At 60.4% G+C, this 12846-nt stretch carries 8 protein-coding genes; 3 read left to right on the forward strand and 5 right to left on the reverse strand.

The genetic code is table 11. The annotated features are described in order from the left end of the window. Positions 1-2876 precede the first annotated feature (2876 nt). The 3 genes from dapE to dapD are packed head-to-tail and all read right to left on the reverse strand — an operon-like array spanning position 2877 to position 5205. Positions 2877-4025: a succinyl-diaminopimelate desuccinylase gene (gene dapE, locus C7S18_RS10040; protein WP_106891435.1), complete on the reverse strand. Its 1149-nt coding sequence runs from the start codon at positions 4023-4025 to the stop codon at positions 2877-2879. Then, on the reverse strand, positions 4018-4371 hold the full coding sequence (locus C7S18_RS10045; RefSeq protein ID WP_106891436.1) for a Spx/MgsR family RNA polymerase-binding regulatory protein: 354 nt from the start codon (positions 4369-4371) through the stop codon (positions 4018-4020). Before C7S18_RS10045 ends, dapE begins: the two co-directional genes overlap by 8 nt. A 3-nt stretch (positions 4372-4374) precedes the next feature. Further along, positions 4375-5205, reverse strand: coding sequence for a 2,3,4,5-tetrahydropyridine-2,6-dicarboxylate N-succinyltransferase (gene dapD / locus C7S18_RS10050; RefSeq protein ID WP_106891437.1), 831 nt, complete (start codon positions 5203-5205; stop codon positions 4375-4377). A gap of 1061 nt (positions 5206-6266) precedes the next feature. On the opposite strand from dapD, the gene C7S18_RS10055 reads away from it, so the two are divergent. The 3 genes from C7S18_RS10055 to C7S18_RS10065 all read left to right on the forward strand — a co-directional run bounded on the left by C7S18_RS10055 (position 6267) and on the right by C7S18_RS10065 (position 9595). Beyond that, positions 6267-6602, forward strand: a complete 336-nt coding sequence (locus C7S18_RS10055; RefSeq protein ID WP_106891438.1) for a hypothetical protein — start codon at positions 6267-6269, stop codon at positions 6600-6602. A gap of 1391 nt (positions 6603-7993) precedes the next feature. Further along, positions 7994-8827, forward strand: coding sequence for a hypothetical protein (locus tag C7S18_RS10060; protein ID WP_146151853.1), 834 nt, complete (start codon positions 7994-7996; stop codon positions 8825-8827). A gap of 3 nt (positions 8828-8830) precedes the next feature. Continuing rightward, positions 8831-9595 (forward strand): hypothetical protein, encoded by a 765-nt coding sequence (locus C7S18_RS10065; protein WP_106891440.1) that lies wholly within the window; start codon positions 8831-8833, stop codon positions 9593-9595. 860 nt (positions 9596-10455) lie between these two features. On the opposite strand, the gene prfA is transcribed toward C7S18_RS10065, so the two are convergent. Both prfA and hemA read right to left on the reverse strand, forming a co-directional pair. Continuing rightward, positions 10456-11538, reverse strand: a complete 1083-nt coding sequence (gene prfA / locus C7S18_RS10070; protein WP_106891441.1) for a peptide chain release factor 1 — start codon at positions 11536-11538, stop codon at positions 10456-10458. Beyond that, positions 11535-12800, reverse strand: coding sequence for a glutamyl-tRNA reductase (gene hemA, locus C7S18_RS10075; protein WP_106891442.1), 1266 nt, complete (start codon positions 12798-12800; stop codon positions 11535-11537). The genes prfA and hemA overlap by 4 nt, the downstream gene beginning before the upstream one ends. Positions 12801-12846 lie beyond the last annotated feature (46 nt).

Below are 12846 nucleotides of genomic sequence, written 5' to 3' on the forward strand. Positions count from 1 at the left end.
GGCCCCGTTGGGGCCAATAATTCCAATTCTGTGGGAATCAATCGATGTCGCGGCTCCATGCGGCGTCCCTTCAGGACGCGGCAATGATTGCGCGATGCCTCCTCAACCAGGGTTGCACCCTGGGCTGGTATGCATGGCCCCGTTGGGGCCAACAATCGGCATTTGGCCGAAGGTGATCCGTATACAAATGTGGACCCCGGACACCGAATGCGCGCCAACGGCCCGCCCGCATACCAGTGTTACACCAGAACGCATTTGAACTGAGCCCCAAAGGGGCGTCGCATACCAGCCCAGGGTGAAACCCTGGGTTCGCGGGACCCCAATTCGAGCGTTCTGAAGGAACGCCGCATCACCGACGACACGATCGGTGTCGCGACCCCATGCGGCGTCCCTTCAGGACGCGGTGATTCTTACGCATGCTCTCCCCAGGGCGTTGCCCTGGGCTGGTATGCGTGGCCCCGTTGGGGCCAATCATTCCGATTCTGTGGGAATCAATCGATGTCGCGGCTCCATGCGGCGTCCCTTCAGGACGCGGCAATGATTGCGCGATGCCTCCTCAACCAGGGTTGCACCCTGGGCTGGTTTGCGTGGCCCCGTTGGGGCCAATAATTCCAATTCTGTGGGAATCAATTGGTGTCGCGGCTCAATGCGGCGTCCCTTCAGGACGCGGTGATTCTTACGCGTGGCCTCCCCAGGGCGTTGCCCTGGGCTGGTATGTGTGGCCCCGTTGGGGCCAACAATCGGCATTTGGCCGAAGGTGATCCGTATACAAATGTGGACCCCGAACACCGAATGTGCGCCAGCGGCCCGGCCGCATACCTGTGCTACACCAGAACGCATTTGAACTGAGCCCCGAAGGGGCGTCGCATACCAGCCCAGGGTGCAACCCTGGGTTCGCGGGACCCCAATTCGGGCGTTCTGAAGGAACGCCACATCACCATCGACACGATCGGTGTCGCGACCCAATGCGGCGCCCCTTCAGGACGCGGCAATGATTGCGCGATGCCTCCTCAACCAGGGTTGCACCCTGGGCTGGTTTGCGTGGCCTCGTTGGGGCCAACAATCGGCATTTGACCGAAGGTGATCAGTATACAAATGTGGACCCCGGACTCCGAATGCGCGCCAACGGCCCGCCCGCATACCAGTGTTACACCAGAACACATTTGAACTGAGCCCCGAAGGGGCGTCGCATACCAGCCCAGGGTGAAACCCTGGGTTCGCGGGACCCCAATTCGGGCGTTCTGAAGGAACGCCGCATCACCATCGACTCGATCGGTGTCGCGACCCAATGCGGCGTCCCTTCAGGACGCGGCAATGATTGCGCGATACCTCCCCACCCAGGGTTGCACCCTGGGCTGGTATGCATGGCCCCGTTGGGGCCAATAATTCCAATTCTGTGGGAAACGATCGGTGTCGCGGCTCCATGCGGCGTCCCTTCAGGACGCGGTGATTCTTACGCGTGGTCTCCCCAGGGCGTTGCCCTGGGCTGGTATGCATGGCCCCGTTGGGGCCAATAATTCCAATTCTGTGGGAAAGGATCGATGTCGCGGCTCCATGCGGCGTCCCTTCAGGGCGCGGCAATGATTGCGCGATGCCTCCCCACCCAGGGTTGCACCCTAGGCTGGTATGCATGGCCCCGTTGGGGCCAACAATCGGCATTTGGCCGAAGGTGATCCGTATACAAATGTGGACCCCGGACACCGAATGCGCGCCAACGGCCCGCCCGCATACCAGTGCTACACCAGAACGCATTTGAACTGAGCCCCGAAGGGGCGTCGCATACCAGCCCAGGGTGAAACCCTGGGTTCGCGGGACCCCAATTCGGGCGTTCTGAAGGAACGCCGCATCACCGACGACACGATCGGTGTCGCGACCCCATGCGGCGTCCCTTCAGGACGCTGCAATGATTGCTCGATGCCTCCCCACCCAGGGTTGCACCCTGGGCTGGTATGCATGGCCCCGTTGAGGCCAACAATCGGCATTTGGCCTAGGGTGATCCGTATACAAATGTGGACCCCGGACACCGAATGCGCGCCAACGGCCCGCCGGCATACCAGTGCTACACCAGAACGCATTTGAACTGAGCCCCGAAAGGGGCGTCGCATACCAGCCCAGGGTGAAACCCTGGGTTCGCGGGACCCCAATTCGGGCGTTCTGAAGGAACGCCGCATCACCATCGACTCGATCGGTGTCGCGGCTCCATGCGGCGTCACTTCAGGACGCTGCAATTCTTACGCCTGGTCTCCCCAGGGCGTTGCCCTGGGCTGGTATGCGTGGCCCCGTTGGGGCCAACAATCGGCATTTGGCCGAAGGTGATCCGTTTACAAATGTGGACCCCGGACACCGAATGCGCGCCAACGGCCCGCCCGCATACCAGTGCTGCACCAGAACGCATTTGAACTGAGCCCCGAAAGGGGCGTCGCATACCAGCCCAGGGTGAAACCCTGGGTAAGTAAGAAGGGGCGTCGCATACCAGCCCAGGGTGAAACCCTGGGTTCGCGGGGCCCCAAATCGGGCGCTCTGAAGGAACGCCGCATCACCGACGAAACGATCGGTGCCGCGACCCCATGCGGCGTCCCTTCAGGACGCGGTGATTCTTACGCATGGTCTCCCCAGGGCGTTGCCCTGGGCTGGTATGCGTGGCCCCGTTGGGGCCAATAATTCCAATTCTGTGGGAAACGATCGATGTCGCGACACATGCGGCGTCCCTTCAGGCCGCGGCAATGATTGCGCGATGCCTCCCCACCCAAGGTTGCACCCTGGGCTGGTTTGCGTGGCCCCGTTGGGGATAATAGTTCCAATTCCGTGGGAATCGATCGATGTCGCGACACATACAGCACGTTCGCACCGGTCGCCGCCTCCTGCCGCCGACGCGCTCAACGCCGCGCCGGCCCCAACATGCGCTTCAGAATATCCAGGTAAACCCGCTCCAGCCGCGCCAGATCGGCAACCGACACACACTCATTAACCTTGTGAATCGTCGCGTTGATCGGCCCAAGTTCCACCACCTCAGCACCCATTGGCGCAATGAAGCGTCCGTCCGACGTACCACCGCCCGTGTCGGCGAGTGCCTCGGCACCGGTTTCGGCGACCAATGCCGCCTGCGTCGCCTTCAGCAAGTCGCCATGCGCAGTCAAAAAGGGTGCTCCCGACAACACCCACCGAATCCGATAATCCAGGTTGTGCCGGACCAGAATGGTCTCCGTCTCACGCATCAGATCTTCAGCACGAGACGCGGTACCAAACCGGAAGTTGGCATCGAGATTCAACTCCGCGGGAATGATATTGGTCGCGCCGGTGCCGGAGTGAATGTTCGAGATTTGAAAGCTGGTCGCCGGGAAATGCGGATTCCCCTCGTCCCACCGCCGCGCTGCCAGTTCGGCTAATGCTGGTGCGGCGTGATGAATCGGGTTAAGCGCCTTCTCCGGGTACGCCACGTGCCCTTGCACCCCGCGCACTTTGATATGCGCGTGCAGCGAACCGCGCCGGCCGATCCGGATTCGGTCGCCGAATTGTTTGTCGCTCGACGGCTCACCAACCAGGCAATAGTCGATGCGCTGCCCTCGCTGGACAAACGTCTCCGCGACCCGGCGAATGCCGTCTTCGGCGACGCCTTCCTCGTCACTCGTCAGCAGGATTCCCACGATGCCCGAGTGTTCGGGGTGGGCCGTGACATAGCGCTCCAAAGCGATCACCATGGCCGCGACACTGCCCTTCATATCGGCGGCGCCACGCGCATACAGCAACCCGTCACGCAGTTCGGGCACGAACGGATCAGAGCTCCAGGCTTCGCGGTCGCCGACCGGCACCACGTCGGTATGTCCCAAAAACGCGAAGGTCTTCCCGACCGTGCCATGCCAGGCCCACAGGTTGTCGACCTCGCCGAACCGCAGTGATTCCACCTGAAACCCGACCGTTCGCAAACGTTCGGCGACCAGTGCCTGACAGCCACCGTCATTCGGCGTGATGGAGTTCCGGGCGCACAGCGCCTGGGTCAGCAGCAGGGTTTCGGTCAGGTCAGACATTTCCGAAGGCCTTCTCGTAAGTGCCGTGGGTGAAGCCAAGCAACAGTTCGCCGTCGCGATCGAGGAACGGCCGCTTCAAAAGCGTCGGATACTCGCGCAGCAGCAGCACATATTCCGGATCCGATCCTGGGTTTTTCCGGTTCGGCGGCAAGTTCTTCCAGGTCGTGCTGGCTTTGTTGATCATCGCCGGAAACCCAATCTGTGCTGCCCAGGCTTTGAGCGCCTCGGCTGGGATCGGGTGCTCCCGGTAGTCCACGAAGTGGTGAACGATACCCTTACTTGTCAACCACTTACGCGCCTTTTTGCAGGTATCACAGTTATTCAGACCGTAAACGACAATCGGCATGGCTCAGTCCGCGTTCCGGAGCAATTCGTTGATGCCGACCTTCGACCGAGTCTTCTCGTCGACCTTCTTGACGATCACCGCGCAAGCCAGGCTGTACTTGCCGTCGGTGCTCGGCAATGAACCCGGCACCACAACGCTGTAAGCCGGCACCCGACCATAATGAATCTCGCCAGTTTCGCGGTCAAACACGCGCGTCGACTGGCCGAGGAACACGCCCATGCCGATCACCGAACCGCGTTCAACAATAAAGCCTTCGACCACTTCCGACCGGGCGCCGATAAAGCAGCCGTCCTCGATAATGGTCGGATTGGCTTGCACGGGCTCCAGCACACCGCCGATCCCGACGCCGCCAGACAGATGCACCTGCGCGCCGATCTGGGCGCACGAGCCGACCGTCGCCCAGGTATCGACCATCGTGCCCTGGCCCACATGCGCACCGATATTGACGAAGCTCGGCATCAGCACCACATCTCGGGCAATGTGCGCCCCGCGCCGGACCACCGCCCCAGGCACCACGCGTACGCCCTCGGCGGCGAACTGCTCAGGACCGTAACCCTCATACCGCAGCGGCACTTTGTCGTAATACGGCGCCGGCGCCGATGGCATCACCGCGTTCTGCTCAGTCCGAAACGACAGCAGCACCGCCTTTTTGATCCACTGGTGCGTGATCCAACCAGCATCAGACGGCTCGGCGACGCGCAGGACGCCGGTTTCCAGAGCCTTGATGACCGCGTTGATTCCAGGCTTCAGACCTCCCAAGTCGGCGGCACTCAAGCTGGCACGGGCTTCAAAAGCTTGCTCGATGTCGGTTTTCAGCGCGGTTAAATCAGTCATGTCAGATTTATTCCAATCGATCTCATTCAGCTTGAAACCATAGCGCGCAAACGACTCCTGCTCCAGATTCAGATTTGCATATCCCCGCTAAGGCGGGTCTGAACAAGTCCATCCTGGACTTTCAGACCCGCACTGAGTCCGGCACGTGTCCGGACTCAGTGCTCCAGAATCAAGCACTTGCGTGCTTCATTCTGGGCGGGCCATCCTTGGCCCGCATCGCCTCTGAACTTGTTCAGAGGCTCCCTAAGTCCGAATTTTGCCATGACATGACTGAAGGAACGGCCCCATTCCCGCATCCCACACCAACCGCATCGTGCTGCCACCCGCCCGTGTTGTCGTGACTTCGGCGCAGCAACCTGCATGGAAACGTTGAGCGAGCAATTCAAGTTGCGCTGGCGTCCCGGGCTTTGGGTCAGCAATCGATGGGTCAGACCGCCACGAGCTAGAAACCCACCCCGGATCAAGTCCGGGGTGACGAATCGCGAGGGTGTCGGTCGCGAGGCAGAGCGGCTACTCCAGATGGCAGGACAGAATGGTTTCCCCAGGACGCCAAATCCCCCTCTCGTCACCCCGGACTTGATGCGTGGTGAGTTTGGTGTCCCCAAGGTCAACCAAGGACCTACCTGAAACAACGAAATCAGCCCCGCTCCGATGATGCTCACACCGTCTCAAAGACCAGCGCCCAGCGCCAACTGTCGGGATGCACGCACTGACCGCCTCCTTAGCTGTCAACGGAAGCCCCAATTCCCCCGAACCCCGAAATAGCGAGAGGGCGTCGAGCGAACGCAGACGAAAGTCGTTTCCATCAATGATCCGTTATTTCCGTCATTACCGAAGTAACCATAACAATTGACAAAACCATCCAGCATTCGGTCCGAATAGCCAGTACTTTCAATTACTTCCGAAACAGACATGATCTAGAATATACCTTGGATTAGCGACCTAACCCGTTGTTTTTCAGACATCGAGTTTCAATTTCGAGAATGTCTCTGAAGTTCCAGCCACCCGTTTCTGTTGAAACCGAATTTTCAGAAGCTAAAAAACGACCTCTGCATCCGCTCATGGCGGCAACGCATTCAGTTGCAGGTCTCCATGCCGCGCAGGGCCTGACCTTCAATGTCAGCAACGACAACAACGCGCTGTTCACCACGCAACCGACGATCGACGGCGTTGGCAATCTGACGTACACGCCAACGGGCACGCGCGGTACGGCAATCGTCACCGTGACTGACGACGCCAATGCCGGTGGCCACGCCCTGACCAGCGCGCCGCAGACATTCACCATCGCGGTTGCTGCCGCTCGCCAGAACGTGTCGGTGCCGACGCTTTCTGCCTGGGGCCTGCTGCTGGTCGCCGTGTTCGCCTGGTTCGGCGTCCGCCGGTCGCGAACGGAATAAGCGCTCTGGTGTCTGAGCCCGGCTGGCGTGCCAACGCGACCGGGCCAGGCATCACGGAGTTTGGGAAAAAGCGCCTGGCTCAGGCGCTTTTTCTTTTTGGGGGATGCGGCAATGCCCCCCTTCCCCGTGATCCAGGTGTTGTCAGAGCTGTCTCGGCTGGACGGACAGTCGTCGTTGTTTCAGCGACGTCAACGCTTGACCCAAACGACGAAAACCCGCCCCGGATCAAGTTCGGGGTGACGAATCGCGAGAGTGTCCGTCGAGTCAAAGTCCTTACTTCAGACGCTAGAAAGGAGCGGTTTCCCACGGAATTCCAATCCACCTCTCGTCACCCCGGACTTGATCGGGGTTGGTTTCAAGCTCGCGGCAAGCTAACCCATCGCTTGCGCTCATCATCGCTTCCGAACGCGATCGCCTGGGTTGCTCGAACCACTCCTTCGATGTTTTCACGCATTCTGGAAAGCTGGCATCAATTTTGACTGGCGCAAACGGGTCGCCTCAAAAAACGGATTCCAGCTTTCTAGACTGTGTGGAAACAGCTTTGGCGGCTGAATTCATGGCGCCTGACACCGTCGCAGGGGCGCCTACTACGTTGTCGTCATCCCGACGAAAGTCGGGATCCAGAATACTTGCGGCACCGCGGCCAGATTGCCGTGGGTCCCGACTTTCGTCGGGATGACGAATTGGAGCGGCGCCGCAATCTTCTAGGGAGGGTCTGAATAAGTCCATCCTGGACTTTCAGACCCGCATCGAGTCCGGCACAGATCCAGACTCGATGCCCCAGAATCAAGCACTTGAGTGCTTGATTCTGGGCGGGCCATCCATGGCCCGCATCGCCTCTGAACTTGTTCAGAGGCTCCCTAGTGTTTTCACACATTCTGCTTCGCTGGAATGAAGGCAAAAACAATGCCTTGGGTGATGTTTGATGAGAGTCCAGCCGCCCCTTTGGTGCGCTTATTCGCGCATCAAACTGTCAGCGGCGATGCGCAATTCTTACGATGGCGCAGTGTGGCAAGTAGCCCTCTCCCCAGCCCGCTCCCACTCGCGTGGGAGAGGGAGCCGGCTCCCTCCCCCGCGATCGCGGGGGAGGGCTGGGGAGGGGGTTACTTGCGGTCAGAATCGCCACGATCCGCAATTTAATGGTTTGCAAAACCAATGGGTTACGGCGTGTTTGATGAGAGTCTTTGGGAAAACGTGATTGTCGCTATTCCGGAATCCGCGCCGCGGATTCCGGGATCGTGGCACCTTCGCGACATGCTGCGCCGATACTCGACCGCACTCAAAACACGCTAGAGCCACCGTTCGTGGCGGGAACGCGATCGGTTCCGGGTTTTGCTCTATTGAGAACCTTTGCGCCCACCCGTCCCCTACCGCCGGAGCGTGACCGAACCATGCGTCGCCAATTCCCATACCTCGCTTTGCTACTCGCTGCCAGTTCTTCCACTTGGGCCGTACCGACCATCAATCTCAGCTCACCGCAGACCAGTGCCACGGCTGGCGGTTCTGCCGTAGGAGTCGTTTTGGACTTGACCAATCCCGATGGCGTTGCTGGTTCGAATGTGGTGGCCACCATTGCCATCCCGCAGAAATACGTCTCCGTCAATAACAACCTGAGCATCACCGGCAGCTCGGCCGGTTCATTCCACTGCCTCACTCCTCAAAATGGCAGCACCGGCACCTTTGTCTGCCGTGCCAGCAATTTCCCGGCAGGCGGCGCGGTGTCGGTGAGCTTCGTCCTACAAAGCCCGGCCCGGAACTCCGCAGGCACTCAAACATTCAACGGGCGCTTGGTCAGCTCGGGAGCGCAATTCACCGATACCCTATCGCTCCCGGTCACGGTCTCGGCCACCCTGACCCCCACCGCAACGGCGCCAAGTACCGCTCGCGTCGGCAGCAATTTCGTTTACCAACTCGCTACCAATTCCGGCGGCTTTAGCGCGCTGATCAATGCATCGGTCAGTCTGACCTTGCCGGCCGGTGTTGAGTTTGTCTCGGTGTTTGGCACCGGCAATTGGGCCAACGCGTGTCGCTACTTGCCTGCCACGGCGGCGATCAATTGCAACGCCAGCATTCTGGAGCAAAATTCGAACTCGGCGATTCATCTCTCCCTCAAGACCAATAGCAGCTTCGTTCCAGGTACGCTGACGCTGACGAGCAACCTCACGGTAGGCTCCGGCACCTTGACTTCACCAACCGCCAGCGCCGCAATTCTGATTGCGCCCTGACCCATGCCGCGCAACCCAACCATCATTAAACGCATGGCGCTCGCCGCATGGCTCCTCGGCATCAGCCAGATGGTTCCGGCCGCCGTCCTCGTCACCTTGAGTGGCGACAATCTGGCACCCGAGGCAGGTGGTGAGCCGTTCGCCTGGACCATTGTCTTGAATGTGAATGCAGCAAGCGCTGGTGCAACCAACTTGACCTTCAGTATCCCATCAGAGGCCATCCTGGAGTCAGTGGAATTCTCGGGCGACACGCCAGGCCGATGGGCTTGCGAGCCGCCCACGCCGCCCAGCGACGGCACCATGCTGTGTGAAGCCGCAAACTTGCCGGCCAATAGTGTGACTTCGATCGTGGTGCGCGCCCGTTACCCGGACACCGCAGTCAGCGGAAACCGGACGGCCGCCGTGCGAGTGATTAGCGGCGGCCAGGTCAGCACCGAAAGCGAAACGCAATCACTGGGCTCGTCGGCCACCGTGAGCGTCAGCCGCAGCGAGCAAAATCTCGCGAATACGAGCTTCATTCAGAGCATGCAGGCGACCGTTAGCGGCGTCGGGAATGTCCACAATCCACCGAACCTCACCGCAAATCTGCGTGGTGGCCCGATTGGCATTGTGTTCATCGAAACGAGCGGCCAGCTCAAAGACAGCTGTGCGCTCAACCCCATCAGCAACGTGCTCACTTGCCGACCTGACTTTCTGACCGCCGGCGTTCACAGTGCCACCGTTCACTACGTCATCGAAGACTCGATGTTCCGAAACAGCTTTGAGTAAGCCGCGCTCGGGCAGACTTGTGAAATGCGCCCGGGATGAGCATTTTCGTGCGGGCTTGACGCGAGACTGCCTGGACCCCGGCCTGCCAGACTGTTTGAAAACACTGAGAGACCGGTTCGATCAACCTAGGGAGCCTCTGAACAAGTTCAGAGGCGATGCGGGCCACGGATGGCCCGCCCAGAATCAAGCACGCAAGTGCTTGATTCTGGGGCAATGAGGCCGGACACGTGCCGGACTCATTGCGGGTCTGAAAGTCCAGGATGGACTTATTCAGACCCTCCCCAGCCGATCGCGTTCGCAAGCGATGATGAGCGCAATCGATGGGTCAGCTTGCAGCAAGCTTGAACCCCGCCCCGGATCAAGTCCGGGGCGACGAATCGCGAGCGTGTATGTCGTAGCCAAACCGATGCTTCAGACGCCAGGAAGGATCGGTTTCCCAAGGATTTCCAATCCACCGCCTGGAAGGATCGGTTTCCCAAGGAATTCCAATCCACCTCTCGTCACCCCGGGCTTGATCCGGGGTGGGATTGAAGTTCTTGCAGTCGCACAGAGGCTAAGTTGAAACGCCAAATACTGTCTTGGCCCAACGTTTTCACACAGTTTGCTGCACCGGGGTGACGACAAGAGAAACCTACCAGCCATACGCGGCGATCGCCGTTGTGATGGCATAGGAACGAACCGTCCAATTCGCGACACGATCCAATTCGAGACTTTCGCCGCAATGCCACCACCATCCATTGCCGTCATCCTGGGATCCGCGCAGCGGATACCGGGATCCAGGGCTTTCTTGCCCAAGAACTTCAAGGCCCTTCTTACCGCATCACTTCAGCACCACCGCTTCCGGGCCCAAAAGAAACCCCTCAAGCCGCCTCAGTCAACAACTTCAACTCATCCGCCCGATGCTCAGTCTGCAACGCCTCAATCACCGGCCCCAGATCACCCTGCACGATCTGCTCCAACGAATACAGCGTCAGATTGATCCGATGATCGGTCAGCCGTCCTTGCGGAAAATTGTACGTCCGGATCCGCTGACTGCGATCACCCGAGCCCACCTGCAAACGTCTAAGCTCGGTCTGCGCCGCCGTCTGCTTCTGCTGCTGCTCGTCCAACAAGCGCGCCTTCAACAACGACAACGCCCGCGCCCGATTCTTGTGCTGCGAGCGCTCATCTTGGCATTCCACGACGATGCCGGAAGGAAGATGCGTGACCCGAATCGCCGACTCCGTCTTATTGACGTGCTGACCACCCGCGCCCGACGCTCGAAACGTATCGAACTTCAAGTCCGCCGGATTGATCGTCACATCGTCAATCAAATCCATCTCGGGCAACACCGCGACGGTCGCGGCCGACGTGTGAATCCGCCCTTGCGCCTCGGTCTCCGGCACCCGCTGCACGCGATGCGTGCCCGACTCGAACTTCAGGCAGCCAAACACGCCCTGCCCCTCCACGCGCGCAACGACTTCCTTGAAGCCACCATGCTCACCCGGATTCGCCGATAGCACCTCGACCAACCAGCGCCGACGCTCCGCATAGCGCGTGTACATGCGAAACAGGTCGCCAGCAAAAATCGCCGCCTCGTCACCGCCCGTCCCCGCGCGCACTTCGAGGAACACACTCGCATCATCACGCGGATCTTTCGGCACCAGCATCAGGCTGAGCGCTTGATCCAAACGCGCGACCTGCTCGGTCAGATCCGAAATCTCAAGCTCAGCAAGCTCCCGCAATTCGGGGTCATCCAGCATCACGCGCGCTTGCCTCAGCCCCGCCTCCGCCGAATCCAACGCCGCCATCTGATCGGCAATCGGGCTCAGCTCGGCGTACTCGCGCGACAACGCCCGAAACTGATTCTGGTCGGCGAGCACTTCAGGGCTGGCCAACAAGCGCTCGACCTCGACCTTGCGCTCCGCGAGCGCCTCCAATTTGCGACGAATGGATGGGCTCATGAATTCTCTGAATCGTGCAAATCAAACAAACGACCCGCCGCGCGCAGCAAGTCCATATCCGCGCGCTTGGCCGCATCGCGCAGCGCCACGGTCGGCGCATGCAGCAACTTGTTGGTTAAACCATGGGCCAGCAAATCAAGAACTTCCTCAGGCGAACGCCCAGCCGCCAGCGCCTGGCGCGCCCTCTGCACCTGCTCATCGCGCTCCCGCTCGGCCTGCTCGCGGAGCGCCCGAATCGTCGCCTGACCGTCGAACAGTTTGAGCCAGGCGAGAAAATGCTCGACCTGCAAGTCGATGATGGCCTCGCCTTGATCGGCCGCATCACGACGCGACTTCATGCTCTCTTCGATCATCGCGCCAATATCATCCACCGTGTAGACATATGCGTCTTCCAGATCAGCAACCGCCGGCTCGATGTCACGCGGCACGCCCAGATCGAGCACCAGCATTGGCTTGCGCCGCCGCGCCTTCAGCGCTTTTTGAATCGCGATCTTGCTGATAACTGGCACGGGGCTCGCCGTGCATGCCACCACTATGTCGGCCTCGGGCAGCACGTGATCGAGGTCAGCCAGGGCGACCGCCCGCGCCTCAAACTCGTCCGCCAAGGCTCGCGCATTCGCCAGCGTCCGGTTCGCAATCGTCAGATGCCGCACGCCCTGATCGCGCAAGTGCCGGGCCACGAGCTCGATGGTCTCGCCCGCGCCGACCAATAACGTGTTCGACCCGGCCAGCGCGCCAAAGATTCGCGTGGCCAGGCGCACGGCCGAAAACGCCACGGAAACGGGCGACGCGCCAAGATTTGTTTCGGTCCGGACCCGCTTGGCGACCGAAAACGCCGACTGGAACAACCGGTCCAGGCTCGTTTTCAGCACGCCCGCCTGCCGCGCCTCCAGATGCGCCTTCTTGACCTGCCCCAGGATCTGGGGCTCGCCCAGCACCATGGAGTCGAGCCCAGAGGCCACCCGGTACAAATGCCGGATCGCGTCCCGGTCCCGGTGGCAGTACAGAAAGCTGTCCAGCGCCCCCGGGTTCAGTTCAAAATACCGGTGCAGCCAGGCGGTACTGCCGTTCAGCGCCCGCTCGTCGCCACTGAGAAATAATTCGGTGCGATTGCAGGTCGATACCAATACCGCTTCCTCAACCCCCGTTTCACGCTTCAGCGCGTTCAATGCCTCACCGAACCGCTCGGGCATCAACGACACCTTCTCGCGCAGATGAATCGGCGCGGTTTGGTGATTGAGTCCAAGGGCGAAAATCGGCATGTCGTGCAAGAATGAATAGGTAAGACCCCGCATTGTCCCTTGCCGG

The organism is Ahniella affigens (assembly GCF_003015185.1).
Taxonomy (GTDB): Bacteria; Pseudomonadota; Gammaproteobacteria; order Xanthomonadales; family Ahniellaceae; genus Ahniella; species Ahniella affigens.

Coding starts and splice junctions, on each gene's coding strand:
- hemA (WP_106891442.1), bottom strand. CDS start 12,800: ATGCCGATTTTCGCCCTTGGACTCAATCACCAAACCGCGCCGATTCAT.
- prfA (WP_106891441.1), bottom strand. CDS start 11,538: ATGAGCCCATCCATTCGTCGCAAATTGGAGGCGCTCGCGGAGCGCAAG.
- C7S18_RS10045 (WP_106891436.1), bottom strand. CDS start 4,371: ATGCCGATTGTCGTTTACGGTCTGAATAACTGTGATACCTGCAAAAAG.
- C7S18_RS10065 (WP_106891440.1), top strand. CDS start 8,831: ATGCCGCGCAACCCAACCATCATTAAACGCATGGCGCTCGCCGCATGG.
- C7S18_RS10060 (WP_146151853.1), top strand. CDS start 7,994: ATGCGTCGCCAATTCCCATACCTCGCTTTGCTACTCGCTGCCAGTTCT.
- dapE (WP_106891435.1), bottom strand. CDS start 4,025: ATGTCTGACCTGACCGAAACCCTGCTGCTGACCCAGGCGCTGTGCGCC.
- dapD (WP_106891437.1), bottom strand. CDS start 5,205: ATGACTGATTTAACCGCGCTGAAAACCGACATCGAGCAAGCTTTTGAA.
- C7S18_RS10055 (WP_106891438.1), top strand. CDS start 6,267: ATGGCGGCAACGCATTCAGTTGCAGGTCTCCATGCCGCGCAGGGCCTG.